Annotated in this window: 22 protein-coding genes and 1 pseudogene; 17 read left to right on the top strand and 6 right to left on the bottom strand. The window is 50.7% G+C overall.

Translation table 11 applies throughout. From position 1 onward, the window contains the following. Window positions 1-8: 8 nt before the first annotated feature. The 3 genes and pseudogenes from AC5JLP_RS15755 to AC5JLP_RS15745 form a co-directional block, all read right to left on the bottom strand. Complete coding sequence (locus tag AC5JLP_RS15755; protein ID WP_496068876.1) at window positions 9-299, bottom strand: AAA family ATPase; 291 nt, start codon at window positions 297-299, stop codon at window positions 9-11. Window positions 300-375: 76 nt separating this feature from the next. After that, a pseudogene (locus AC5JLP_RS15750) lies at window positions 376-543 on the bottom strand (AAA family ATPase); the annotation flags it as partial. A gap of 135 nt (window positions 544-678) precedes the next feature. Then, complete coding sequence (locus AC5JLP_RS15745; protein WP_496068874.1) at window positions 679-1,971, bottom strand: glucose-1-phosphate adenylyltransferase; 1,293 nt, start codon at window positions 1,969-1,971, stop codon at window positions 679-681. 428 nt (window positions 1,972-2,399) lie between these two features. Here AC5JLP_RS15745 and AC5JLP_RS15740 point away from each other — a divergent pair, with 428 nt between their 5' ends. After that, the gene (locus AC5JLP_RS15740) at window positions 2,400-3,389 is read left to right on the top strand and encodes an Hpt domain-containing protein (RefSeq protein WP_496068873.1); all 990 of its coding nucleotides are present in this window, start codon (window positions 2,400-2,402) and stop codon (window positions 3,387-3,389) included. A gap of 187 nt (window positions 3,390-3,576) precedes the next feature. Here the strand turns inward: AC5JLP_RS15740 and AC5JLP_RS15735 are convergent, their stop codons facing one another. Further along, window positions 3,577-5,457 carry a polysaccharide deacetylase family protein gene (locus tag AC5JLP_RS15735; RefSeq protein ID WP_496068872.1) on the bottom strand — a complete coding sequence of 627 codons (1,881 nt, stop codon included), beginning with the start codon at window positions 5,455-5,457 and terminating at the stop codon, window positions 3,577-3,579. Between the two features lie 755 nt (window positions 5,458-6,212). On the opposite strand from AC5JLP_RS15735, the gene AC5JLP_RS15730 reads away from it, so the two are divergent. The 8 genes from AC5JLP_RS15730 to AC5JLP_RS15695 all read left to right on the top strand — a co-directional run bounded on the left by AC5JLP_RS15730 (window position 6,213) and on the right by AC5JLP_RS15695 (window position 12,506). Further along, entirely contained in the window at window positions 6,213-6,896 is a 684-nt protein-coding gene (locus AC5JLP_RS15730) for a V4R domain-containing protein (RefSeq protein ID WP_496068871.1), read from the top strand. Continuing rightward, window positions 6,893-7,204, top strand: a complete 312-nt coding sequence (locus tag AC5JLP_RS15725) for a hypothetical protein (RefSeq protein WP_496068870.1) — start codon at window positions 6,893-6,895, stop codon at window positions 7,202-7,204. Before AC5JLP_RS15730 ends, AC5JLP_RS15725 begins: the two co-directional genes overlap by 4 nt. A 79-nt stretch (window positions 7,205-7,283) precedes the next feature. Then, the gene (locus tag AC5JLP_RS15720) at window positions 7,284-7,769 is read left to right on the top strand and encodes a globin family protein (RefSeq protein WP_496068869.1); all 486 of its coding nucleotides are present in this window, start codon (window positions 7,284-7,286) and stop codon (window positions 7,767-7,769) included. Window positions 7,770-7,900: 131 nt separating this feature from the next. Then, a complete protein-coding gene (locus AC5JLP_RS15715; protein WP_496068868.1) occupies window positions 7,901-8,557 on the top strand; it encodes a V4R domain-containing protein in 657 nt (218 codons plus the stop codon). A gap of 207 nt (window positions 8,558-8,764) precedes the next feature. Continuing rightward, a complete protein-coding gene (locus AC5JLP_RS15710; RefSeq protein WP_496068867.1) occupies window positions 8,765-10,792 on the top strand; it encodes a serine/threonine-protein kinase in 2,028 nt (675 codons plus the stop codon). Between the two features lie 157 nt (window positions 10,793-10,949). Then, window positions 10,950-11,663, top strand: a complete 714-nt coding sequence (locus tag AC5JLP_RS15705) for an NnrU family protein (protein ID WP_496068866.1) — start codon at window positions 10,950-10,952, stop codon at window positions 11,661-11,663. Between the two features lie 55 nt (window positions 11,664-11,718). Next, window positions 11,719-12,078 carry a thioredoxin family protein gene (locus AC5JLP_RS15700; RefSeq protein WP_496068865.1) on the top strand — a complete coding sequence of 120 codons (360 nt, stop codon included), beginning with the start codon at window positions 11,719-11,721 and terminating at the stop codon, window positions 12,076-12,078. A 284-nt stretch (window positions 12,079-12,362) separates the two neighbouring features. Beyond that, window positions 12,363-12,506, top strand: a complete 144-nt coding sequence (locus AC5JLP_RS15695) for a hypothetical protein (protein WP_496068864.1) — start codon at window positions 12,363-12,365, stop codon at window positions 12,504-12,506. 302 nt (window positions 12,507-12,808) lie between these two features. Here the strand turns inward: AC5JLP_RS15695 and cphA are convergent, their stop codons facing one another. Further along, a complete protein-coding gene (gene cphA, locus AC5JLP_RS15690) occupies window positions 12,809-15,553 on the bottom strand; it encodes a cyanophycin synthetase (RefSeq protein WP_496068863.1) in 2,745 nt (914 codons plus the stop codon). A gap of 436 nt (window positions 15,554-15,989) precedes the next feature. Next, window positions 15,990-16,976 (bottom strand): cyanophycinase, encoded by a 987-nt coding sequence (locus AC5JLP_RS15685; RefSeq protein ID WP_496068862.1) that lies wholly within the window; start codon window positions 16,974-16,976, stop codon window positions 15,990-15,992. Between the two features lie 295 nt (window positions 16,977-17,271). Here AC5JLP_RS15685 and trmD point away from each other — a divergent pair, with 295 nt between their 5' ends. The 8 genes from trmD to AC5JLP_RS15645 all read left to right on the top strand — a co-directional run bounded on the left by trmD (window position 17,272) and on the right by AC5JLP_RS15645 (window position 25,884). After that, on the top strand, window positions 17,272-17,976 hold the full coding sequence (gene trmD / locus AC5JLP_RS15680; protein ID WP_496068861.1) for a tRNA (guanosine(37)-N1)-methyltransferase TrmD: 705 nt from the start codon (window positions 17,272-17,274) through the stop codon (window positions 17,974-17,976). 94 nt (window positions 17,977-18,070) lie between these two features. After that, a complete protein-coding gene (locus AC5JLP_RS15675) occupies window positions 18,071-19,204 on the top strand; it encodes a DUF1517 domain-containing protein (protein WP_496068860.1) in 1,134 nt (377 codons plus the stop codon). A gap of 232 nt (window positions 19,205-19,436) precedes the next feature. Next, complete coding sequence (locus AC5JLP_RS15670) at window positions 19,437-20,060, top strand: DUF1517 domain-containing protein (protein ID WP_496068859.1); 624 nt, start codon at window positions 19,437-19,439, stop codon at window positions 20,058-20,060. A 206-nt stretch (window positions 20,061-20,266) separates the two neighbouring features. Further along, the gene (gene ispF, locus AC5JLP_RS15665; RefSeq protein ID WP_496068858.1) at window positions 20,267-20,746 is read left to right on the top strand and encodes a 2-C-methyl-D-erythritol 2,4-cyclodiphosphate synthase; all 480 of its coding nucleotides are present in this window, start codon (window positions 20,267-20,269) and stop codon (window positions 20,744-20,746) included. Window positions 20,747-21,304: 558 nt separating this feature from the next. Further along, window positions 21,305-22,804 carry a type IV pilus twitching motility protein PilT gene (locus tag AC5JLP_RS15660; RefSeq protein ID WP_496068857.1) on the top strand — a complete coding sequence of 500 codons (1,500 nt, stop codon included), beginning with the start codon at window positions 21,305-21,307 and terminating at the stop codon, window positions 22,802-22,804. 781 nt (window positions 22,805-23,585) lie between these two features. Beyond that, window positions 23,586-24,962, top strand: a complete 1,377-nt coding sequence (locus AC5JLP_RS15655; protein ID WP_496068856.1) for an AmpG family muropeptide MFS transporter — start codon at window positions 23,586-23,588, stop codon at window positions 24,960-24,962. A 97-nt stretch (window positions 24,963-25,059) separates the two neighbouring features. Further along, a complete protein-coding gene (locus AC5JLP_RS15650) occupies window positions 25,060-25,302 on the top strand; it encodes a DUF8624 family small hydrophobic protein (protein WP_496068855.1) in 243 nt (80 codons plus the stop codon). Window positions 25,303-25,377: 75 nt separating this feature from the next. Beyond that, the gene (locus tag AC5JLP_RS15645; protein WP_496068854.1) at window positions 25,378-25,884 is read left to right on the top strand and encodes a GNAT family N-acetyltransferase; all 507 of its coding nucleotides are present in this window, start codon (window positions 25,378-25,380) and stop codon (window positions 25,882-25,884) included. The last annotated feature ends 90 nt before the right edge of the window (window positions 25,885-25,974 follow it).

Below are 25,974 nucleotides of genomic sequence, written 5' to 3'. Positions count from 1 at the left end.
CAAAGCTATTAACGCCCCCAGCATTGGGGATTTGGGGGCAAGTGCGTAAGTCCTAATCCATTGATTTCAATGAGACGATCGCACCCATCACCCAGCGTAGGTGGAGCGCCCATCAAGTGTCGATGCATCTGGAGGATGATCGCCTCAGGCACCTGTCGATCGCGCTGACGATTTCGTTCCAGGCAGACTGACAACGGCGTGTTGATCCATACAGCAATGATGGTCGTAAAGCCACAAGCACGGGCAAGGGCGATCGCACGACAGCGATCGCGACGAACCGCATTGGTGGCATCGTAAATCGCTTCTGATGCTTGCCCAACCGCAATGTGTTGGGTTGTTTGTTGAAACTGCCCCTACTTCGTGCCAAACCTTGAGCCAGTGTCCCTGGAGCGCTTCATCGCCAAACAGGCGAAATCGAATTGCATCCGTCGCAATCAACCGTCGTTGAGGGCAATGCCGCAGTAGAGCGGTAGCAAACGATGATTTGCCGCTGCCAGGAAGCCCAACGAGCAGGATGAACCGAACCGCCAATGGTTCGCTCATAGGGCATGATAAGGAATCAGGACTGTAAGACAAAAGCGCTGACCGTATGACAGATTACGCTTCAATCTAGACGCTTCTTTTGCATGCAGCAAGCTCACTCAGCATGTCAGTGCCGCTGGTTTAAATGACGCTGGCTTAGATAACCGTGCCGTCTGCAATGACCGCATTTTTTAGAACAACCACAATACCGCTGCGAATATAGAAGCCCTGGTTTTCACGCTCTGCTTCTTCCACGCGATCTTTATTGATAATTTGCACATTGCAGCCAATGCGCGCGTTTTTATCAATAATGGCGCGACGAACCACGGTATCGGCTCCAATGCCGAGTGAAATCTGGTTTGTCTGACAATCGGTTTGGCGTTCGGCAAACGGTTGATAATAGTCGGCTCCCATAATGAGGGCATCTTCGATCGTGCAGCCTGATTCCACCCGCGATCGTACCCCTAATACGGAATGGGTAATCGAGCAGTTTTTGAGAATGCAACCTTCACTGATGATTGATTCCCGCACGTTGCATTCCAGTAGCTTGCTGGGTGGCAAATAGCGCTGACGCGTGTAAATGGGCGCATCTTCGTCATAGAAGCTGAAAGGCGGATAGGGTTGCTGGGTTAAGGCTAAGTTGGCATCGTAAAAAGCCTCGATCGTCCCAATGTCTTCCCAGTAATCGTTAAACAGGTACGCCTGAAGGTTGTAGTCTTTCGCAGAACCTGGAATAATCTCTTTGCCAAAATCGGTTTGATCAGGAAAGTCTCGCAAAAGCTTGACTAGAGCTTCGCGCTTAAAAACATAAATCCCCATTGAGGCGATGTAAGGACTCTTTTTCGCTTCTTCTGAGGACAGTCCCAAAATTGTGGTGTCCACAGCCATAGCTGATAGAGCATCCCCTTTAGGCTTCTCGCTGAAATCGACAATGCGGCCTTCCTGATCGATCTTCATCAGGCCAAAATCAGAGGCACGACGATGATCCATCGGTACGACTGAGATGGTGACATCCGCTCCTGTCTCGCGGTGGCGACGCACAAAATCGCCATAATCCATCCGATAAAGATGATCACCCGACAAAATCAAATATTCGTCAGCGTTCCACTCTTGAAAGAGCCAGAGATACTGTCGTACAGCATCAGCCGTTCCCTGAAACCAGTTGGGATTCTCAGGCGTTTGTTGGGCTGCTAACACCTCGACAAAACCCTCGGTGAAGCCCGTCGTAAAATTGTAAGCCCGCGAAATATGGCGGTTTAGCGAAGCGGAGTTGTACTGAGTCAGTACATAAATTTTGAAGATGTCCGAATTGATACAGTTACTAACCGGGATATCGATGAGGCGATATTTACCCGCGATCGGCACAGCAGGCTTGGCACGCAGCTTTGTCAGCGGATAGAGGCGAGTACCAGCACCGCCGCCTAAGATAATGGCTAAAACTTTTTTCACAATAAACCTCTTGCTCCCACTCTGCTCCCACGTCTAGTGTGAGCCTGTATGGTTAAGTTTGCAAGGGCTGAAAGAAAGAGCCTTAGAAAAAGAGGATATCTGTTGAAGGGATGAGGATTCGCGGCGATCGCGCCCATGTGTTCTGGCTTACATCTAAGAGGAGGCAGAAGGCAGGAGGGAGGTTGTTAGTTGGTTGTTAGCAAGAGGCAGGACAGGGGAAGCAGAGGGAGCAGGGGAAGCAAATGAGTCAAAACTCAAAACTCTTAACTCAAAACTCTTAACTCAAAACTTTCCCCCACTTCCCACTTCCAGACTAGATTCTCTCAAACGATGCGTGAGTCTCATGCCGAATGGGAACACTGAGGCAAAGCCCGCAACACATCAGATCACTTTACTTAGACAACGTTAGCACTCTGAGGGATAGGCTCGTGCAGGCGACGAAACAGCAGCAAATCTTGGGTTACTTCATTGAGGAAGCGAAGGAGCACCTCGATACGATCGAGCAAGGCTTGTTAGATTTACAAGCCACGATGGCAGATACTGAACGGCTGAATGAGATGTTTCGTGCGGCTCACTCAGTCAAAGGCGGAGCTGCAATGTTGGGCTTTAGCAGCATTCATAAGGTCGGGCATTATCTAGAAGATTGTTTCAAACTGCTGACCGATCACCCCGTCAAGATCGATCAGCATCTAGAAAACTTGTTTTTGCAAGGGTTTGACCTGCTCAAAGAGCTGGTGGAAGAACTGCAATCTCCCTACGGCCTGCGCGAAGAAGATGCAGCTCAAACCGTTCAGGCAGCCGAGCCAACGTTTGCAGAACTCCAAAACTATCTCAACCGCCTACTACAAGGTAATCAGGTGGAGAGCCAGCCTACGATCGCCCTGGTACAGCCGCTTCCCGCCAACCCAGAATTGCCAAATCGGCTCAACGGTGCCCTCAAGATGATGCTGCAACTCTTCAAGCAAGGAGATACGCCAGCCAGCCGTCAGCAACTCGCTACCTTATGCAGCCGGATGGTGCCGTTGCATGGTGCCTCAGAGTGGCGCACGTTGCTACAAGCGGTACATACAACCATTGCCAATCCTCGCAACACCTATGCAGCAATAGCTCCACTCATCATCAAAGAGCTGAAGCTAGCGGGCGACCTGTTAATTGCTGGCAGACCCAGCGAGATTGTGCCCAGCCCATCGCTTCGACAGTTGATGCCTGCTGCCAAACCCGTTGTAGTGCCTCCGCCGATCGCGCCTTCCTCCGCTCCAGAGGTAACGCATCACGCAGGACGAGAGGCGATCGCACCAAAAGCCAATCAAATTATCATTCCTGCCGAACCAAGAGCGGCAGCACGAGCGCTGTTAGAAGCGTTCAATAAAGCTCAACTGATTGAATTAGCAGAATTTTTGATGAAAGCGATTCAGTAAGAGTCGCCAGCTATCAGCCATCAGCGGTCAACAGTTGGTAAGGCGCTGACTTACGACTGCCTCCATTGCATGCATCACAGCTGATACCTTGTACGCTCCTGTTCACAGAGCTTTGGCTTACCCAATCAGTAACGGTTTCAAAAGCTGATAGCTGACCGCTGGCTGCTGGCTGCTAAAATCGCAGCAGTTAACGAGAAGACACCAACGCGCAGCTTGCATTTAGAGTCGTAGCAGGAGGTACTAGCGCTACCACATGGGGCACAGGTCGTGGCGTATAGCCCACCAGCGAATTTCCCTTATAGGCAAGTGACGTGCTGGCACCAGAGTCAAGCATGACTGCATTTCTAAAGCCTGCTTTGGCAAGGGCAGCACCCAAATCGACAGAGCCGATCGGCTCTTTAGAAACCCCAATTTGAGGTTGACCAGCCCGGTTAATGCCCCAAAACGCGCGATGGCGTAGTTCGTTGACGCTATACAGGCGACCGAAACGCTCAATAGGCTGAGGCTGTTCATTCTCGACCAGCCAACCAGCCGCTACAAACGCATCCGTAACATCGGGCATTTCTGCCTGAATGCCTTCCAGGGTGTTGTGTTTGATGTAGTCAAACGGCACAAACTTAACGGCGTTAGGGCCAATCAATACCAGTGGACGGTTGATGAGGAAGGGGATCTCGCCTCGCTTACCGGGAATAAAAGTACCCTCAGACTGGCTCAGGACTGGCCCTAACATCTCATTAGAATCCAAAAACTCTAGTGAGAAAAACCCTCCGTCTACAGCCGCGATCGCCTCCGTTCCTTCTAAAATTTTGGGTACCTGGTCACGGGTTTTGGCGTGAATGGTGATTGGTTTACCACCGGAAATGAAAATGAACGGTGTTTGGTCAATCGTCGCTTCCGTTTGGACAACCGGAGACGTAAAGTCAAAGGACTGACTAAAGGACGGCAGCTTAGGGCCACCCCAGGCAAGATCGACCATCTCAGCTAGACGCGATTGCCCAATGCGCCCGATCGTAAACAAATTGTCTGATTGCCCTGCTAGCCGCTCATCGTTGTCATCCATCGTAAGCGCGGCGGCATACCCTGCTTGCTTCACGGCCTCGACAGCTTGAGCATCAAACTTTCCTTCTGGGTAAGTAAAGTAGCGCACAGGCACGCCCAGTTCTGTCTCTAGAGTGCGCTTTGACTCCTGGGTTTCGACCTCAAGTTCCGTCTGGGTCAACCCAGCCATCACTTTGTGGTTCACACTGTGAGACGAGATCGTAATCAACGGGTCTTTTGCCATTTCCCGCAGTTGTTCCCAGGTCAGGCTCGATCGTCCGATATGTTTGCCCACCTTGGCTGTGTAAATGGCAAAAAGCGCAGGATAGTTATATTTTTTCAGCAACGGGTAAACATAGGTGAAATGCCCACTATAGCCGTCGTCAAACGTTAACAGAATCGGCTTTTCAGGTAGGGGAAGCCCCGTCCGCAAATGGGTCACTAATTGATCCATGCTGATGGGTGTCAAGCCTTTCTGCTTAATCAGTTGAAGGCGCTGCTCAAACTCTTCTGGGGTGACATCAAAAAAGACTTGCTTTTCCGGCAGAATATCGTGGTACATGATCACAGGCACCCTGGCTAATCGGGCACGCTGATTAATCTCAGGGAACGGAGCCGCATTTAAATACGCCAGCATTTGGGGTGCCACGCTTTCAAGCAGCGTTCCCATACCGATCGCAGGTTGCTCGATCAGCGTTGCCGTTTGGGTGACATTACTCACTAACTGAGTTAAGCCACCTGCTTGGGCAGACCGCAGCGGTTGGCAGCTAGTAGTTGGTACGGCTCCAGGCTGTACCTCTGTTGGAGCATCAGTCCCAGACTCATACGCCCATGCTGGATTGAAGCACCCGATGGAAAGCGGCAGCAGTGCTGCTAAACCGCTGATTGCCAGAGTTCTGCCGCGATCGCAGCGTTGAGCGCTTGCGACTGCTCTGACCAAAGCCCGCATCACCAATTTCTGCTTGTTTTGCACGACCCCACCTAACCCACATCTTGAAACGAATAGACAGCCAGCAGTATTCTTCGTCACGATCGTTTGTTTAGACCTTCGCTCAGCGGTCCACCGGGCTGGCAGACGTAACACTGCGTTAACAAACCGAAATGCCCTTGCTAGATCTACCCTATTTCGGAGCGTTTGTCAGGTTTTTCAGCATACTTCTTACAGACACGCAACAGCCCTGCGTTTGAGTGTAGTTGGGTATGGCAAAGGACAAATGGCAGGGCATACCTTCAGCACAAAATAAAAGCCTCCCTCGCGGAAGGCGTAAGTTATGGTGATTTGACTCTAGGACATCCCTATACTGGGCGATCGCGAAGTCTCAAAACTGTATAAATGATCGCCTGGTGTTGTTGTTTTAAGCGAACTGTAGAGTCATTGAGGTCAATTGTGCGGCTTCTCTAACATTTAAGGGCGTAAAGGTAGCCAGATCTAAAGGCTAGGTGTCATCAATGACTCATACACATGTCTTGCAGCAAGGATTCCAGCCCCTAGGCTCGTTTGTTAGAACGGGCGCGATGATGCCGATATCTCAAGGCTCCTGAGCTTCATTAATGACGCGCTTTAGACCACGCTTGTTTATAAAAATTTTCAATCAATTGACTGTAGTGGGTTAGATCTTTTGGGCTCAGGGAACATTAAACCAGAAGCAGCAATAACCGTTTGGGTTGAAGCCGATCTTCTCCTGGTGGAGGGTGGAGTTAAGACCCCAGGAGACCGTGTGCAGTATGGCTTATTACTTCTGGCTGCTCACATTCATCCCACTTAGATTTCGCCGAGAAAAGACTATGGTGATTGCAACGCCCCAAGAAAACCCGATCAAAATGAGAAACCCAAAGAAACACAATCATTATGGGTTTCGAGACTTCTTCCAATTTGACCCAAATAGCGGTTCGATCATCGATTGGAACGGTAGTCGAAATGTGCTGACCACCGAAGATTTTATCATTGGTTTGGTTGAGGGGTTAGAAGAAGAAGTGGGTGATGCTTCAGCCGCCACAATGTACACGATCGGCTGTGAATGGGGGCAAAAAGATGCCTTCTTCTTTGAAAAGTGGTTTGAAAAAGAATTCGATCGCAACCTCCGTCAAACGAATCTGCTGTTCTTGCTCGAAACCTGGTGGTGGCCCTTTACCTCTCAAGGCTGGGGGCGCTGGGAGGTCGATATGGGCGATCGCAAGCAAGGCTTTATGTTTATCAATGTGTTTGACTCCGCTGTGGCTCGCAGCTTGGGCGATGTGGGTAAACCTGTCTGCTTCCTGTATGCCGGACTCTTTGCCGGATTCTTTACCGAAATGGTGAAAAAGCAACTGAGTTGCATCGAAATCCAGTGCTACTCAATGGGCGAAACCTACTGCAAATTTCTGCTCGGTGGTCAAGACCGGATTGATGCAGCCTCGTTCTGGCTCAATGAAGGGGCAACGGCTAGAGATATTGAGAAGCGCTTACGCACAGGAGATTTACTGCGATGAGCGCTCTTACTCTCCCTCACACCAATGGGGCTAAGGCGGCTTCTGTGATTGAACCGTGGCAGCGGGAGTCCGTGAAAACATTCTTCACAGGCATCAATTGGGAAGATCATGCACCCGCGATTCAAGAGATTAAACAGAGTCTCGCTGAAGGGGGCAACGCGCCTCTCAGTCTGAAAACGAGCGTGTGTCAGTTCTTTGCGGCAGTCAACTGGGAAGGGACTGCGATCGCGGCTCCTATTCCGATTCAGACTGCTCCAACGTCTACGACCAATAACCTGACTTTAGATGACTTTTCTGGGCTTTTCTAAAGGCTAACTGCTTAAGGATAAAGGCTGAATTGATTTCATCTTCATCCTTTATCTTTCATCCTTCATTCCTACAAAGCGTATGCACCCACAAATTGAAACGATTTTTGATGAAGCTGAGCTGCGGTATCTTAAATCGGAAGAACTAAGCGTTGTTAACCAGTACGTCAATTCGTTGCCTGAGCGATTGGAGACATACCGAGCGTTACGCGATCATGAGTTGGAGATCATGCAACAGGTCGCTGATCAGTTAGAGGCTGCTCTGCCTCAGGAAACTGTTGAAAACCTGGAGCGCAGTCTTAAAAATGCACTCCTTCTACTGCGTTATTCTGCAATGGGTATGTTGCTGAATGATGAAGCCTTTGTGCAAGAACGGCTGGTAGATTGGCTGACAAAAACGATTAGCCTGCACAATACACGGGCAATTGACATGGCGCTTTTTCGCCTGTTGAATCAGAAATTGATGCAAACACTTGCACCGAAGCAGATTAATTTGGTTGGTCCATATATTGCCAAAGTGCAAACGGCTATTTTGCAAACCCCTGCTCTCGCTACGGCTGCTTCATAGAATGCAGTCAGTTATTCGTCCGCTTACCTCGCTAGCGAATTAGCACTAACAGCTTGGTCTCTTCAACCTTTCAGAGTTTGCCTGGATCTATATCAGCCTTCTCTATATCAATCAATTTCTGGTATTGCTCTATGATTTCTGTTGCTGATCTACTCACAAATAATCGCGTTCCTGGCAACTATTTTGCGATCGATGCCTATGTAAAGGGCGATTTGGAAATGGGCTTATTAGAGAATCGTCGCGGCGATCGACTTCTGGCACTTCCCGAAACCTTAATTCAAGCGATCTATTCAGGACTACAAAAAGAAACAGGGCAAGCTTCGCGCTTGGTGCTGTTTAACTGTGGCCGCTGGTGGGGCAAAAACTTTTATACCCGCTTCCGGGAAGAACTGACGGATTATTACGGTACTGCGCTTGCAGATATGTCGATGCTGGAGTTCATCAATAGTTTGCAGTCTTGCTGGGCTGCGTATGGGTGGGGCAAGATCGAGTTGGATCATGCACACCAACAGCGGGGCTTTTTACTCATCAAAACCTACGGTTCTCCCTTTGCTAGTCAGGCTCCTAAAGGTGATGTACCCGTTTGCTTTTTAGAAGCGGGTGTTCTAAGCGCATTCTTCAGCCAATTAACGGGACGCGAACTACACTGCATTCAAACCACCTGTGAATCGTTAAATGCGGATTGCAATCGCTTTCTCTTAGGGTTAAATAGTCGCTTACAGCCTGCTGAGATCATGGTAGAGGATCATTTAGACCATGATTCAATCATGCAAAAAATTTGTGCATAAATGTAAGCCTGTCTGTGTCTTATCAGCACTTTGCAGAAAAATCGTTCACCGTTTCCTTTAATCAAGAGGAAATTTAGTATGGTACCAACTCGCAGCTAAAATCGACTAACTCTACTGTTCTGTGGCCTTTCTTAACGCGATCGAACAGTAATGTCTAACTAGTCACAACCACATGAATTACTAGAAACTGATTACTCGTTCCACAATGTGTCACATCTTGTAAAAGAGCTAAAACGCTCTAAATATCGGCTGTTAGGGTTAGTTGGACAGGGGCAATTTGGGCGCGTCTACTGTGCTAGCCATCGCAAAACAGGTCGTTTAGTAGCGCTCAAAGAACTTGATAAACAACGATTTCCAACGCATAAATTTCTGCGCGAACTGCGATTTTTACTCAGTTTGCAGCACCCTAACATCGTGACGTGTCACGCTCTAGAACATACTCCAACTGGACGCTATCTCGTGATGGATTACTGCGAGGGCGGTACGTTACGCGGGCTGATGGAAGAAGATGTTCGCTTACATCCGGCACAGTGCTTAAAGCTAGTAGTTGATGTGTTATCGGGGTTAGATCATGCCCATAGTCGCGGTATTGTCCATTGTGATATCAAGCCCGAAAACATTCTGCTGACGCTACAGGCAGATGGATGGACGGCTCGCGTATCTGATTTTGGGATCGCCCGTTTGCACCAAGAAAGCGCTGACGGCGATGGCGGTAATACAGGGTCGCCTGCTTATATGGCTCCAGAGCGGTTTTACGGCCAGTACGCTGCGACCTCTGATTTGTATGCAGTCGGCATTTTGCTGTTTGAATTGCTGGTGGGATATCGACCTTTCTCTGGTACGCCGATCGCCATGATGTCGGCACATCTTAATAACCCAGTGAAGATCCCCAGCACAGTACCAACGGCGCTGCATTCGGTGCTTTTGACCGCGTTGCAAAAGCTGCCAGCGCGGCGCTTTCAGTCTGCGGCGCAAATGGTTACCGCTGTTCAGGCGGCCATCGCAGAAGCCATGCCTGAATTTGAACAGGCTTGGTCAAAGGCCAGATTCCTACGATCGCCCATCGTTTCACCAATAGGAGTATGCACATACATTCAGCAGGAAGCACTACAGGCCGAAGTGCAACAGTTGGTGCCCCGCTCTGCCCAGGTACCCCAAGTTTCTCAGCCTCCGTTACCGCCAATGAAGGTTCAAATGGAGGCGATCGCGGCGGTCGTTTCAACTTCTACACCTGCCTCAGCAGAGCGAGATGAGCGAGTGTATCAGCTTTGCAATCACTATATCGGTTGTCGGAGTTATCCAGAAGGGTTGCTGACATCAGAAGGAACGCCAGTAGAGCAGGGGAAACGATCGCGGCTAGCCTCTGTTCGGTTACCCAAAGTGGTGAAAAGCTTGCTGGTAAGACCTCAAGGCTGCTTTGCGTTGACTCAGCGATCGATCTATCGCCTCTCACTTGATCTCTTTCAACAGGGGCAGACTCAGCAAGGTCAACCACCGAATGGTCACAATCTTGCTTCGTTTAAGCCTGCGGTGCCAGAGTTGGTGGCTGAATTCAGTCGAGACTTTCTCGCCACCATTGAGGCAAAAGGACGATGGATGGTGGTCGCGGTATTAGAACCAGATAACGTCACCAGCGCTCTAAGCTTCTGGAAGCTATCGCGGATGCAGTCGATCAAATCAGGTGGTCGTCATGGGAATGCAGCTCAAGCGCCTCGATCGACCGCACAGGTGTTTCACCTGGCGATGCCAGACTCACGGTATGTGGTTGCCTTCTCGCACCTTGTGGATCAGAGCACCAATTCTTACATTACCGGGGTGCTGCTGGAAATTTTTACGCGTCGAGGCGATCGCGTGAATGGCTTCAGCTTACCGATCCCCTTGCGTCAGGTACTGAGCAGCAAGGTGCCGTACAACCTGCTGGCACTGGAGCCAGGGCAAACCCATTCGGTGTTGCTGATCGATCTCAAGCCGCTCAAAATCGTCCGCATTGGGCTAGAGATCGTGCCGATTCTTCTGGCAGCGGCTTCGTGGGGGTACATTCTAGTGGCAGCAGATGGACACATGATTGTCTTAGACCGCTATGGGGTAGTGTTGGGGCACATTGCTGGACCGGCTCACCCAACAGCGATCGCGGTGCTTGAGCCGTATGGCTTACTCGTCGCGACCTGGAACGATGGTCGGGGAGATCTGTATACGATCGATTTGCAGCAACCCGATTCAGGTCTGGTGTTTTGAGTCAGGATAGTGGGATTGGGTTTTGAATCAAGCAAGGATACGAGGGGAACGATGAGGAACAGCGGAGAAAGCATTAGATAATGAAGGAGTCGGTGTATTTATTGCTCGACGCTTTATCCTCGTACTCTTTACTTCCTTCGACGGTTGTCTCCTACTTATGGTTTTCGACTGGTTAACACCTAGTCATTTGATTGTGCTGGGTTTGCTGCTGAGTTTTGCGATCGCTCATAGTGGTTTAGCGGCGCTGCGTCCCTGGGGCGAACAGCGAATTGGCCCGCGACTGTACCGAGTTGTCTTTGCACTGGTGAGTTTGGGTCTGGCGATCGTCCTTATTATTTACTTCTTTAATCACCGTTACGATGGGCTACAACTTTGGCAAGTCCAGGGACTACCAGGAATGCAGACGATCGTTTGGGTTTTGTCTGCGCTTTCGTTTCTCTTTCTCTACCCGGCGACTTTTAATCTTTTAGAAATTGCGGCGATCCAAAAACCAGCGGTACATCTTTACGAAACTGGCATCATTCGTATTACACGACACCCACAAATGGTGGGGCAAATCATCTGGTGTCTTGCTCATACGCTATGGCTAGGAACATCGTTTATGGTCGTTACGTCGATTGGCTTGATTGCCCATCACTTGTTTGGTGTTTGGCATGGCGATCGTCGCTTGGTTGCTCGCTATGGTGAGGCGTTTGAAGCGGTCAAAGCACGGACATCTGTGGTGCCGTTTGCGGCGATTCTACAGGGTCGCCAATCTCTTAATGTGCAAGAATTTGTGCGTCCTGCATACTTAGGTGTGGTTGGGTTCGTTTTACTTTTCTGGTGGGCACATCCCCTTTTGATCCGTGCAACAAGTAGCGTTCACTGGTAGGATGATCCCAAGGCAAATATTAAGCATTTAAATAACAAGGAACTATAGACTTGCAATGGGTGAGCAAACCTTTGTAGAAGAAGTTTTGGAATCTCCTATCCCTGTTGTCGTTCATTTTGGTGCACCGTGGTGTGGGCCATGCAAGATGATCGAGCCTCTTCTGACGCGCTTTCAGGAGGAATGGGGCAAGCGGTTTAAGCTGTTTGGCATCAACGCTGACGAAAACCTTAAACTATCAAGCCGCTATCGCATTACTACCCTGCCAACCATTCTGCTCTTTGAGGGCGGCAATGTAGTGCATCGACTAGAAGGATTACATCGACGTGACGATTTGTGGGCAGAGTTGCAAAAAGTGCTCGTTCAGCCATTACAAGCAAATGTACAGCCTGAAGTGATCCCGTCTGATCGCGGCTAGCCTGATGCGACGCGATCGTCTTAACTGAGGTCTTGAACCTCTCGCCATAGTCCGCCCGCACTTTAGTGCGATGCATTACGCAGAAGTGGGTAGCAGTGTAGCGGAATAGGGCTTTTAGCGTCTGGTTAAGCAAGGTTGTCAAATTGAAGCCTTGCTATGATCCACTGCGACTCGGTTAGAGAAGGCTCTAGCGACTTATGTAAGGGTTCGCAAGTTTGAGCCGAAGCATCGGTCGCAGAAGCCGCCAAATTTTGCCCAAGCGATGCGGTGGCTTGCCATGCTAGGTGGCTGCAGGGGCAGCGCTCACACAAACACCGGGCGTAAAAACCCTCTGGCGAAGCATGGGCAAGTTGCATCAGTGGATGGCAGGGCTGCAACTGGCAATCAAAACCCTCAGCCCAGGGCCGTTTCCTCCGGCTGTTGCGTAAGCCATAGCCTTTGAGTGCAGGGCCGGTGAGCAACGAAGCCATCAGCCTTGCAAAACCTTTGTCAGTCGATCAGTCGATCGCCATCAACATACTGCCTCAAGCAAATAAACAGTCTCAGGACTTACACAAAAAGCCCTAACTTCTGTAGTAGGACAAGCTTTGCAGCCTTGCATCTTCTACTAAAAGTTGGGAACCTGAACGCTTCTTGCATCAGTTCTCACGGTTTAGGAGCAGAGCGAACAGTAGCTCAGCGGCTTGAACGCTAGCCGTCTCGTTTACCGCCGTTACCTCTTTTCAAAAAGCTAGCGGCTGAAGTTAACGTACTCCACAGATTCTTCAGGGGTCGCCTCTGAAACGGCTTGTGGTTGAGCTACATGGTTCGCTGCCTGTACATTCTCCGCTGACTTCATAGCAACAGGTGCTGGTTTAGCTGGTGGCTCTGGACGACGAGCGTTGATTAAGTCAATGGCACGAGTCACGCTTTCTGGCAAGATAACGACTAAGCCGTTGAGCGAGGCCGCATCCAAAGCGGTATGAATGGCGGTCACTTCGTCAAGGATCGTTTCATAGCGAGCGTCTGGTTTCGCCTGTATGATCCCTTCGGTAATTAATTCAGCGGCTTCCCCACGTGGGCGACCGCGTGTGTCGTCATCTTCCTTGATGAGGATACGATCGAACATTTGCGCCGAGAGTTTGCCCAGCGTGATGAAGTCTTCATCGCGGCGATCGCCAGGCCCACCAATGACCCCGATGCGCTCACCGGGCCAATTTTTCACAAAACCACCTAATGCTTCGTAGCTATGAGCGTTGTGGGCATAGTCAACAAGGGCGTGGTAGCGCCCCAGGTTGACCAGGTTCATCCGTCCCGGTGTTTGCTCGGTCGATGCCTCAAAGGTCATCAGCGCGTCGCGAATATCCTCAATACGAACGCCCTGGGCAAAAGCTGCCAGGCTGGCTGCCAGCGCGTTTGCAATCATGAAGGGCGCGCGACCTGCTAACGTGAGCGGTACATTCACAGCCTGCTCAATGCGCAGCGTCCAGTCGCCCTTGAGAATCGACAAGTAACCGTTTTCATAGACGGCTGCCAGTCCGCCCTGTTGCGTGTGCGATCGAATTAAGGAGCTATCGGGCTTCATGGAGAAGTAAGCCACCTGCCCCTTCACGCGATCGGCCATCTCTGCCACCAATGGATCATCAGCATTCAAAATGGCATAACCACCTGGCATCACAGTCTCAGCAACGACTCCTTTAACTTGTGCCATTTGCTCGATCGTATTGATGTCACCCAAACCCAGGTGATCGGCAGCCACATTGAGCACTACGCCAATATCACACGCGTTGAAGGCCAAGCCAGAGCGGAGAATCCCCCCTCTAGCACTCTCCAGCACCGCCACCTCTACCGTGGGGTCTTGCAAAATGAGGCGAGCGCTTTGAGGCCCCGTATTGTCACCTGGCTCGACGAGGTAATCACCGATGTAAGTGCCGTCTGTCGTGGTATAACCGACCACTTGCCCCGTTTGCTTAAAAATGTGCGCCGTCAGACGAGTGGTCGTGGTTTTGCCATTCGTGCCAGTCAACGCAATAATCGGGACGCGACTGGGTGCACCGGACGGAAACAGCATGCTCAAGACAGGTTCCGCCACGTTGCGGGGAATGCCTTCGCTGGGGCTAACGTGCATCCGGAAGCCAGGAGCCGCGTTGACTTCGACGATCACGCCATCGACTTCGTAGAGTGGACGAGAAATATCAGCCGTCACCACGTCAATCCCCGCAATATCCAGACCCACGATTTTGGCAACGCGCTGTGCCAGCCAGATATTTTCAGGATGGATATCATCCGTGCGATCGACTGCAATCCCGCCCGTACTCAAATTAGCCGTGGCACGCAGGTAGAAGATTTCTCCCTCTGCAAGCACCGTATCCAGCGTATAGTCTTGCTTTTCCAGTAGTTGCCAGGTGGTACGATCGACCTCTAGCTTAGTCAGCACATTCTCGTGCCCTTCACCCCGTCGGGGATCTAGATTTGTTCGTTCAATCAGCTGTTCGATCGTGTCTTTACCATTGCCCATCACATGAGCGGGAACGCGCTCAGCCACTGCCACAACTTTCCCGTTGATCACCAGTACACGATGATCCCGTCCTTGGTAAAAGCGCTCGACGATCACATCTCTAGAGACTTCTTTCGCTGCATCGTAGGCCGCTTCCGCCTGATCCCAATTGGTGATGTTAATCGTAATGCCTCGCCCATGATTGCCGTCTAATGGCTTAATGACGATCGGATAACCACCCACATCCGCGATCGCCCCTTCCAGATCATCCAAGTAGCTAATCACCGTACCACGCGGCACAGGCACGCCTGCTTCCCGCAGGATTTGCTTCGTCCCTTCCTTATCCGACGCCAGCTCTACAGCCAGAATGCTAGTGCGATTGCTGAGCGTTGCCTGAATGCGCTTTTGATGCACGCCATAGCCAAACTGAATCATGGCGCGGGCGCTGAGTTGAAACCAGGGAATGCCCCGCGCGTCTGCCTCTTTTACCAATGTTTCGGTACTGGGGCCTAGCGAGGCATCGGCCCAGAGCGATCGCAAATCTTGCAGGTCTTGCTCCAGTTCTTCTTTGGGGTAGTGCCCCGTTTCAATAATGCTCTGGCAGAGTCTCACCGCCGCTCTGGCGGCATAGCGTCCTGCCTGCTCGTCCTGATACTCAAATACGACCTGATAGGTGCCCAAATTGGCTGTTTCGCGGGTTCGTCCAAACCCAACAATCATCCCTGCCAGTTCTTGAATTTCCAAAGCCACGTGCTCAATGATATGCCCCATCATCGTGCCTTCCTTGACGCGACTAAGGAAGCCACCTCGGCACCCAGGAGAGCAAAAATGCTCAATCAAACTGGGCAATGCCTCCGTCACCCCTTCGTAAAAACCGGGAATCACATTCGAGGGTTTGTCTGCCAGATCCTCCAAATCCAGACGCATCACGATGAGCTTTTGGCGTCGAATGCTCCAATAGTTGGGACCACGTAATGTCTGTATTTTGAGTATTTTCATGACACTGAAGGTTTAGGAGGGACTCTGATGAACGTGTCTAACTAGATAAACGTGTCTGACTAGATAAACGTGTCTGAATTAAATGTGATGAGATACCCGATTCAAATCTCGCTGACTGCAAGATCAGTAATCACGCTTGATCGGTTGTGTCTAGAACAAGGCATAGGGGAACGATTAACCAGTTTCAAACTCTCAAAAGCCGACAGACTGTTCGCAACGAACATTTTGGCGCTAAAATGAGGAGATTCGGCTGAAAGCGTCAGGTGTAGAGAGGCGGCAGAATCAATAGCGCTAGGTGTTAGCAAGGAAACAAGCATCCTTAATCTGGCTCTGTAAGATTCGCTTGGTCAGGCATTGCTTGATTAGAAGCCGCTAATGGAACGAGCATGGATCACAACCAGCCGTTTTAGACGTGATTACCGTCACTGGACGATCGCTAAACGATCCCGCAGCCAGGAAAGAACGGCATCCGCTTCTGAAAATCGTACCGATCGCTGTGACTTAAGATGTGTAGTCGAAGATTGCCAATGCTAAGCGGATCAGTTGCACCTACCTTAGCGTGATTGGTGTAACAGAGCTCGCCTGGGTCTAAGATGGTCACGGTTCCTTTGCCAATGACTTGCAGCGTACCATCCCCCTCAAATAGCGCACAGGTATCTTCATCAATGCCAATGCCCATACGATCAGGGTAGGCTGCGATCGCGCTCATCAACCGAGCCATCCGGTTGCGATTGTGAAAATGTTGATCCACGATGACTTCGGGAATGATGCCTAAACCCGTCGTCATATCGACTAACGCCCGATTGGGTGATTCGCCACTCCCTCCGCCTGCAATCATATAGTGGCCCATGACGGCTGCACCTGCACTCGTCCCAGCCAGCGTGATCTCACCCCGTCGTGCCCGTTCCCGCACTGTTTTCATGAGCGGTGTATCGGCCAAAAGCCCACAGAGGCGTAGTTGGTCGCCACCCGTCATAAAAACGCCTGTACAGTTTTCGACGTAACTTTGCATCAGGGGATCTTCACACTGTTCCCGATCGCGGATATCTAGAATTTCAATGCCCTTTGCGCCCATTTCACCGAAGATTGTCAGGTAGCGATCGCCAATAATGGCAGGCTCACGGGAAGCAGACGGAATAATCGCAATGCGAGCCTCGGTAGACCCTGAACGACCAAAAAAGTTGTACAGAATCTCCCGTCCGTGAACCTTATCTTCTGCTCCCCCAATCACCATGATGGCAGTTTTCGTAGATTGGGGCATGTTCTCTCCAAGGAACTGAAATTCAATTTGTGACGTAGCTTCAATTTGCGACGCTACAAGATTGGGCGCAATCGGAAAAAAGCGCTCCCATAGTTTCACGACTGAGGTGTAAACGCTGCCTTTATCCATATTGCCGCGTGCCTCGCTCATTGTCCTCATCATAGTGTTTGCTTGGCAAAACGATTGCAAGGACTGAGAGTAGTGACGTTAAGCACAATCGTCACAGGTGCAAACCGCACCTTAAAGCCTTTCGCGCTCTCAGGCTTCATCATGCCAGATCGTGGAAACGTAAGCTAACTGACACTAGGATTTTATTCAATCTTTTCATCCAACTGCTAGGGTTAAAACGGTCAATTAAGATTCAAGCCGTCAGCGGTCAGCGGTCAGCGGTCAGCCTTCATCACTCATCCTTTAGCCTTCATCACTCATCCCTTCCCCTCCCCCCTTCCTCCCGGCAATGCGTTTTGATCTTGTCACGCTCTTTCCCGATTTTTTTGCGTCACCCTTAAGTTCGGGCTTGCTAGGCAAAGCCTTGGCGAAGCAGATCGCTACGGTGTATCTTACCAATCCCCGCGACTTTACGACGGACAAGCATCATCGCGTAGACGATGAACCCTATGGCGGTGGGGTGGGGATGTTGATGAAACCAGAACCGATTTTTGCGGCTGTAGAATCCTTACCTGTCCTGCCCCGACGCGAGGTGCTGTTGATGACACCTCAAGGTGAACCCATGCGACAGCCGATGTTTCAGCAGTTAGCGATCGACTGTGATCAGCTTGTCATCATCTGTGGACACTATGAAGGGGTGGATGAGCGCGTGCTGCATCTAGTGACCCGCGAGGTCTCGCTGGGAGATTTTGTGCTGACGTGCGGTGAAATTCCAGCCCTGGCACTGCTGAATGGAGTCATCCGTCTGTTACCGGGCACCGTTGGCAAGGTGGAATCCCTTAAGGCTGAGAGCTTTGAAGATGGGCTGCTTGATTTTCCGCAGTACACGCGTCCGCCTGTGTTTCGGGAATGGGGTGTACCAGACGTGTTGCTATCAGGGAACCACCAGGCGATCGCGCAATGGCGCAAATCACAGCAAATTGAACGCACCCGCGATCGCCGCCCTGACCTCTACAATCAATGGCTGGCTGATCATCTCAGTCAAGAATCGTAGCAAGACAAGATGGCCTAAAGCAGATTGCCTACAATGGTGTCATAGGGTCAGGCGTGACAGTTTGCGATCGGACATATATCCATAACTTCAACTCATGGGACATTCAGGCTTTCGGCGCTATAGTGCCATTGCGGTAGGCGCGCTACTGGCGAGCACAATTACCATTCACCCCCCTACAGAGACCACCAGTTCACACCTGACGCTTGATTCTGCCGCTGACGCTCGTAGCAGTGGTGGGCGTAGTGGTGGTGGTTCCTTTCGTTCGACCCCTTCGCGTTCAACGGGTTCTAGTTCGTCGGGGTCGCGTTCGTCCGGCTCTAGCTCGTCAGGGTCTAGCAGTTTTAACCGCAGTAACAGCCCGTCTTACCAGCGCGATCGCTACTATAACGGCGGCAGCGGCCCTGTGATTGTGCCTGTACCCGTAGGCCCAGGTGTTTACAACGACCCTTACCGCAACAATGGCTACAGTAACGGCTACAACAATGGCTCTAACAGCAGCGGTTCTAACAACAGTCAGGCTTCAACAGACGATTCGGCTGTGGGTTGGATGGTCGCACTCTTCATCCTTGTTGTGGTTGCGATCGTAGGCTTTGGAATTGCCTTCTTCGTGTTTAAAGCCATGCGTAGCTCAGATGGAGCCGCCAGCAACACCGAATTGGACAACAACATTGTCACGGTGAGCAAAGTTCAAGTAGCACTGCTAGCAGAGGCCCGCGAGATTCAAACAGAGCTGACTGAACTTAGCCTGGACGTTGATACAGAGACATCAGAAGGTTTGCTGCAATTGGTGCAAGAGGCGGCTTTAGCGCTGCTAAGAATGCCAGAAAACTGGTCACACGTTCTGGCAGAGTCCCAAACAGTCAAAAGTCGAGAAGACGCTGAAGCTTTATTCAACAAGCTGTCGATCGCCGAGCGGAGCAAGTTTAGCGTCGAGACTTTGACGAACGTAGGCGGTAGAGTGCGCCAGAGCGATCGCTTCAAGCCTGACCCCGAAGAAGACCCTGCCTCCTATATTGTGGTGACGTTGCTGGTGGGAACCGCTAACGATAAGCCACTGTTTGACCAGGTGAGAACGCAGGAAGACTTGAGCCATGTACTAGAGCAGTTGGCCTCACTCCCGTCTGATTACCTGATGACCTTTGAGCTACTGTGGAGCCCGCAAGAGTCATCTGACAGCCTTACCTACGATGAACTGCTGACCGAGTACACAGACATGGTGCAACTGTAAGTATGCCGTGTTGATGCAGACAAAAGCTTGTGGCGAGGGCAGAAAGGGAATGCTGAAAGCACTTAAATTTGGCTGAGCCGTGATGGTTGGCTAAGCGCACGCGATCGCCTCTCAACGCTTGCAAACCTACCCTTTTACTCATGCGGCAACGTTATAGATTTGCAACTTTATAGAAATACAGACATGCAGATACGCCAAGCTAAAGTCAGCGGACGCTGAGCAACAGGGTGCTATGAACCATTTACAAGAACCGTCAGAGCAAGAATCTGCTGACAGCCTGGAACTAGTCAATGACATTGTGACAGTTAGCAGGCTACAAGTGGCACTCCGATCGCGTGCTAAGCGCCTTCAAACCCAGTTTTCAGCGATCGCGCTACGGGCAAATACGGCTACTCCAGAGGGGCTGTTTGAACTGCTGCAAGAGACGGCAACTGTCCTGCTAGAAAACGCTGACTTCTGGACGCACGTTTTAGCCTGTTCCCAGACGGTTGACAGCCGCGAAGAGGCAGAAGCCCTTTTCAACAAGTTTTCGCTGCAAGAACGCGCTAAATTTAGCGCCGAAACCTTGACCAACGTGAATGGAGTGATTAGCCAACAACCAGCCGAAGCGCCAAACGCCAATACCGATCCAGCTTTTATTGTCGTGACCCTGGTGCTAGGTACTGCCGATGATCAACCGCTTTTTAATGAGATTTATTCAACGTCACTGCTGCGCGATGTGCTGGAGGATATTTCGCTCGTGCGATCGCGTTTCCTGCTGGCATTTGAACTCCTCTGGACACCGCAAGACTCGCTTGATTGTCTGACTGAAGCTGACTTGAAGGCAGATTATGCGGACTTGGTGCCGATCGCTTAGGGTAGAGGGCAGAAGAAGTCAGAGGTCGGGGGCAGGGGAAGCAGAGGAGGCAGGGGGACAATTTGCAACTCAAAACTCAAAACTTCTACGCTGACCGCTGGTGGCTGACCGCTCAAAACTCAAAACTCAAAACTCCCCCACAGACTTCCACTGCTAGCTGACTACGTGCCTCACCCTATAATCGAAAGGTTGAGCGTTGTAGGCTGATGACGAAGATTCGGATTGGCAATGGGTACGACATACATCGTCTGGTGCGCGATCGTCCACTCATTCTGGGCGGGGTTGAAATTGAGCATGAGTTGGGCTTACTGGGGCACAGTGATGCCGATGTATTAACGCACGCGATTATGGATGCCATGTTAGGCGCGCTGAGCCTGGGTGATATTGGGCACTACTTTCCGCCGACCGACCCTAAATGGAAGGGCGCAGATAGTGTCGCGTTGCTCATGCAGGTCGATCGCTTGATTCAAGCGGAGGGGTGGAAGATTGGCAATATTGACTCTGTGGTAGTAGCTGAGCGCCCAAAGCTAAAGCCGCATCTTGCAGCCATGCGCGATCGTCTTTCTACGGCTCTCAAGCTCCAACCGAATCAAGTCGGCATTAAGGCCACTACAAACGAAAAACTGGATGCAACGGGACGTGAAGAAGGTATCTCGGCCTATGCCGTTGTGCTGCTGGTGGCATAGCTATAGGCGAGTGACGGGCGATCCACGCGTGCACTGGCAAAGGCGTGAGTCATTGATGGCTCTGGAGCTATTCCGTCATCAAAACTGTCATTATCCATAGTGCTTGATGAAGATTTCATCAAACTTCACTAAAGCTTATGTGATAGTGCTTTACCGGAGCAGGGTAAATTAGATTGCAGAAGTAGCGATCTCAGCTTGCCGCTTCCACCCGTGAAACAACTCCTAGTCTGATGACTCACCTTTAACAGACTATACTCTTAGTTCATCACCTCTTTCGATTGCAGAAATGCTGATGAATCGGTTAGATAGGGTTGTTTATGACAGCGTTTGGGTAATCAGGTGCAGTCATACCAGGACGAGGCGCTGTGCCTGACTAATGTCAGGGCTTTGTGATGGGCTGGCAGCGTGAAATACAATACAGTCATTCTTCAAGCCGTTCTTTCCAGTTATTCGCTCAGTGCTATGGTTCAACCACTCGCGATCGCTCTTAGCACGACATTCTGATACGAGTCCCTGAAATTCATCTTCACTTTCTCCTCGCTTGGGAAGCCACGTGTTATGACTGCTACTAATGCTTCTACCGGATCGAAACCTGATGCCAGTACATCCATCCGGTTTGTCATTCAAGACGCTTATGACCGTGGAGCAACTGCGCTATACCTTCAACCAGGTCGTCCACCGTTTTATCGCATGAGCGGTAAACTCCTGCCGCAAGATCATCTCGCGCCACTGACGCCAGAGCAATTTCGGCATTACCTTCAAGAAGTGCTGACGCCTCAGCAACTCAAGCACTACCTTGATGTGCGCAAACTAGACGTTGATGTCCGCATTCCCGGCTTTATGCAGGGTCGCATCAACTGTGGGCCAACAGCACAGGGAACGGAGGCGATGAGTCTCAACGCGATCGCGCTCGATGGGCCAGGACGTGATGTGCAGCGTCAAGGAACTGTGCAAGTCATGGTAGAAGATGCGTGTAAGCAGCGTGCGTCTGACATTCATCTACAGGTTGGCGAACCTGTGCGGTTTCGGATTCAGGGCAAGATGGTCAAGCAGGAGTCTTACGGCAAGATCACCGCGCGTCAATTTGAAGAGTTCCTGCAAGAAGTGCTATCGCCCGCGCAACAAGAACAGTTTCAGACACGGCAAGAACTGGACACCGCCATTCTCTACGAAGGCATGGTGCGCTGCCGGGTGAACTGTTCGCAGTCGATCATGGGCGGCGCAATGGTGCTGCGCTTGATTTCGCTGGATGTACCCACGCTGAAGAAATTGGGACTGCCGGATATTTTGGGCGTGCTAGCCGAGGAACGGCAAGGACTGATTTTGGTGACGGGGTCGGTCAACTCCGGCAAATCAACCTCGCTGGCAGCGATGCTCCGGCATGTGAATGAAACCTTGCCGCGCAAGATTGTAACGATCGAAGATCCGATTGAGTATGTTCACACTTCTAACCAATCATTGGTCACTCAACGGGAAGTGGGGCTGCACACCCAGGAGTTTAAAGATGCGCTGCGAGGTGCGTTGCGACAAGATCCCGATATTATTCTGATTGGTGAGATGCGCGATCGGGAAACCGTTGATACTGCCATTCGTGCTTCTCTCACCGGGCATTTGGTCTTAGGTACTCTGCACACCAAAGGGTCTGTTAATGCCTTCAAACGGTTGCTCAACTTCTACACACCTGAAGAGCAAGAAACGGTACGCATTCAAATTGTGGATGCCCTCCGTGCGGTAATTGCTCAAGCCCTGGTGCCTACCGTTCACGGCGGACGCACAGCAGCTTTAGAAATTATGCTCAACACCGACACCATTCGAGATTATCTCCAGAAGGGTGCGATCGAAGAAATTTATCAACTGATGGAGGAAGGCAAAGACGGCAGCCAAACCCTTAATCAGGCGCTCTTTGATCTATATGAAGGAGGAGTGATTACGCCTCACGATGCGATGACGGCATCTCTCTTGCCAGATGACCTGAACTATATGCTGAAGAACTATACGCGCCGTTCTAGTCGATCGGGCTTGATGACGTCTGAGTACTTTAATCACCAAATGACTTAGGAAACGTGAGTCCGGGTGATGCAGAGGGCATTGCTTCGGCAGAAACGATTGCCCAATATCCAATTAGCAGGGATTCAAGCTAACGGATTAATAGCGATTAAGAGCGCACCCTACAAAATTCAGTGTTGACGCAATACTGCGTGTCCCTTCAGGTCAAAGTAGGCAGTAAGTGGACGTTGAGTCGCTCGATTGAGTCTTATTTAAAGAATGAGTTGGATGATTTTTGGAATTAAATAAGAACAGAAATTTTTAGATAAAGATAAACGAAGATGATTTAGGGCGCGTCATCAATTAAGCTCAAAAACCTTGAGTATCAACCTTACCGCGCCCGTCCTCACAAACAAGACTAGGGGCTGGAACCTTTGCTGCAAGTCATATGTATGAGTGACTGATGACAGCCCCTAGACTGTAACGACATAATAATAGAGGCAGCTTCAGATACTTTCTTGATAGACGAATGTAAATTCAAATTTAGATTTGTTTTGTGGAGTCAAAAGCAGCATAGCGAATATTCCAGGTATTGTTTCTCAGATTCAAGCAATATAAAAAATATACAGACACGACAACGTTAAGTAATAAAGGTGATATTTTTTTCCATAGTGCTTGTATTGAAAGCCCGTTTTTTTGGTGTAGTCCCTAGTTATTTTTTCAAGCAAACAACGACAAAAGCCAGTTCAATCTTTTCCAAAATGAACTTGCTTTAGAAATTAGAACTTAACTATGGCATTATGGCTGGATGCCAAGTATGTAGATCAATTTGACTAGTAATTCTCATCCAGCCGTGAAACCTTCTCAATCGCTATTGCAGGTCTTTCAAAGTCGCAAGATGGCAGCTATTTTGCTGTTGGGGTTTGCCTCTGGGTTGCCGTTTGCGCTGACGGATGATGCCTTTCGCGCCTGGATGACCAAAGCTGAACTGAACCTTAGTACGATCGGCTGGTTTAGTTTGGTCAGTCTGCCCTATTCACTGAAGTTCATTTGGTCGCCGCTACTCGATCGCTTTGTGCCGCCGTTTTTAGGCCGCAGACGTGGCTGGATGCTGCTGGCACAGGTCGGTCTCATTGCAGGGATTGTGGCGATTGCCCTGCAGATGGGTGTTATTGCGACGCTGGACTCCCAGGCGCGATCGTTCAATCTGCAACTGCTGGCGCTAACAGCGTTGGGAGTTGCCCTTCTAAGCGCTACACAAGATATTGCGATCGATGCTTATCGTGCTGACGTGGTTTTGGAGCGAGAGGTCGGTGCAGGCGCATCTATGACCATTTTGGGCTACCGGATTGCCCTGCTGCTTACCGGGTGGATTGCCTTCAACCTGGCTGACCGTATTACCTGGCCCTGGGTCTACGGCTTTATGGCGCTGCTGATGGGTGCAGGGCTGCTCACGTCACTATGGGCACCTGAACCTGTTGAACGCGATCAACCCCCCGAATCGTTACGACAGGCTGTTGTGCTGCCCTTTATGGAGTTTTTTCGTCGCCTGGGGTGGCAGCAAGCTCTGTTTACGCTCATCTTCATCATCGTGTTTAAGCTGGGTGATGCGATGGTCGCCAAAATGGCTGTGCCGTTCCTCGGTGGCAAGGGGCTTGGCTTTGCCGATGCCGATATTGGTAACATTCGTCAGGGTATGGGATTGATTGCCACGATCGTCGGCACGCTGGCTGGGGGAGCCGTGCTGAGCAAAATCGGTATTCATCGATCGCTGTGGATTTTTGGTGCCCTGCAAGCCGTGAGTAATCTGGGCTATTACCTTCTTGCGGTAGTGGGTAAAAGCTACCCTACAATGGTCGCAGCCATTAACGTGGAGAATTTTTGCGGGGGCTTAGGTACGGCTGGCTTCCTGGGCTTTCTGATGAGCCTCTGCAATCCCCAATTTTCAGCAACGCAGTTCGCACTCCTGTCCAGTTTGATGGCAGTGGGCAGAGATTTGATGGCGGGGCCTGCGAGTGGTGAGCTAGCGCAACGGCTTCAACCGTTCCTTCAAGCAAACCCTGCCTTACTTGCTCATGGATACCTAGTAGGTGCGACCCAGCAAGGTTGGGCACTCTTCTTTTTAGTCACGCTGGCGGCTTCTTTGCCGGGGCTTTTACTGCTGCCCTTTTTTGCTCCGTGGGAGGGCAAACTGCGATCGAAATTTGCCGATTCACATGATGAAAATTAACGATGTCGCGTTACGATAGTAACTAAGAACTTCACAAATCTTGAGTGAAGTCTCAGAATTTCTACTTGAACTAAATACTATTCATACGGCTACTTCCATGACGTTCTTTCGGCAGTACATTGCTCCGCTTTTCATCTTTCTCATCTTTTTTGTGGCGTTAGCTGCGGTCAGCGTTCGGATTTTTCTGCCCTCCGATATGGCTGCTCCTGCCCCCATGAGCGACGTTAGTTCGCAGAAGGCGACTATGCCCAGCGCAGAGTCACTCGCGGGCTTACCTCCGGCGCTTTCGGCTTTGGTAAAGGGCTTGCCAGATGATCCAGCGCTATTGCAATTGCAGTAGTCGCAAGAAACTGCCTTTCTGACTCTGGAAGCGATCGCTCAAAACGATCGCCCTAAGCCATTGGTTGGGGTGTTTGTGTTGCATCAACTGCCTCCTGATTACAGCTTACGCTTGGGTTCTGGACTCGATCGCGCATTGCTGTTGAAATTTATGCAGCGGACGTATCAGGAGGTGGAAGCAGCCGACAGCTACGCCCATCTGGCACATACCGTTGAGCAGTACTTGTCGCACGAAACACCGCTTTGGTGGGTGCTTCCTGTAGCTGAGGCAAACCTAAACGCTCTGCCTGCAACAACTTCCGTGCGATCACAACCGCCGATTGCATGCCTCTGGTTAGGCACTGCGATCGATCAGGTATATGGCGATCAGCACACGCACGTTTTTTTGCTCTATGTACTGCCAAAGCATCGACGTAAAGGTATTGGTAAGGCACTTATGCTTCACGCTGAGGCATGGGCTATGAGCAGAGGCGATCGGCAGATTGGACTGCAAGTTTTTCAGAAAAACCAAGCAGCGCTCAACCTTTACAAAGGATTGGGCTTTCAAACGCAATCGTTGTGGATGGTGAAGCCGTTGCGGTGAGGGTGAGAAGTTGAAGGGCAGGGGAAGCAGAGGGAGCGAGGCTAAAGATAAGAAGGATAAACGCTGAAAGGCTGCATCACACCTCTTTAG

This window comes from Stenomitos rutilans, from assembly GCF_059505485.1.
Note: the sequence above shows the minus strand (reverse complement) of the source record. Positions and strands in the feature narration are given on the sequence as shown.

Excerpts from the sequence above, each read along its gene's own strand:
- AC5JLP_RS15720 (WP_496068869.1), top strand. The coding sequence starts at position 7,284 with ATGCACCCACAAATTGAAACGATTTTTGATGAAGCTGAGCTGCGGTAT.
- ispF (WP_496068858.1), top strand. The coding sequence starts at position 20,267 with ATGACGAAGATTCGGATTGGCAATGGGTACGACATACATCGTCTGGTG.
- AC5JLP_RS15730 (WP_496068871.1), top strand. The coding sequence starts at position 6,213 with ATGGTGATTGCAACGCCCCAAGAAAACCCGATCAAAATGAGAAACCCA.
- AC5JLP_RS15715 (WP_496068868.1), top strand. The coding sequence starts at position 7,901 with ATGATTTCTGTTGCTGATCTACTCACAAATAATCGCGTTCCTGGCAAC.
- AC5JLP_RS15700 (WP_496068865.1), top strand. The coding sequence starts at position 11,719 with ATGGGTGAGCAAACCTTTGTAGAAGAAGTTTTGGAATCTCCTATCCCT.
- AC5JLP_RS15685 (WP_496068862.1), bottom strand. The coding sequence starts at position 16,976 with ATGATGAGGACAATGAGCGAGGCACGCGGCAATATGGATAAAGGCAGC.
- AC5JLP_RS15675 (WP_496068860.1), top strand. The coding sequence starts at position 18,071 with ATGGGACATTCAGGCTTTCGGCGCTATAGTGCCATTGCGGTAGGCGCG.
- AC5JLP_RS15660 (WP_496068857.1), top strand. The coding sequence starts at position 21,305 with ATGACTGCTACTAATGCTTCTACCGGATCGAAACCTGATGCCAGTACA.
- trmD (WP_496068861.1), top strand. The coding sequence starts at position 17,272 with ATGCGTTTTGATCTTGTCACGCTCTTTCCCGATTTTTTTGCGTCACCC.
- AC5JLP_RS15650 (WP_496068855.1), top strand. The coding sequence starts at position 25,060 with ATGACGTTCTTTCGGCAGTACATTGCTCCGCTTTTCATCTTTCTCATC.
- AC5JLP_RS15670 (WP_496068859.1), top strand. The coding sequence starts at position 19,437 with ATGAACCATTTACAAGAACCGTCAGAGCAAGAATCTGCTGACAGCCTG.
- AC5JLP_RS15725 (WP_496068870.1), top strand. The coding sequence starts at position 6,893 with ATGAGCGCTCTTACTCTCCCTCACACCAATGGGGCTAAGGCGGCTTCT.
- cphA (WP_496068863.1), bottom strand. The coding sequence starts at position 15,553 with ATGAAAATACTCAAAATACAGACATTACGTGGTCCCAACTATTGGAGC.
- AC5JLP_RS15705 (WP_496068866.1), top strand. The coding sequence starts at position 10,950 with ATGGTTTTCGACTGGTTAACACCTAGTCATTTGATTGTGCTGGGTTTG.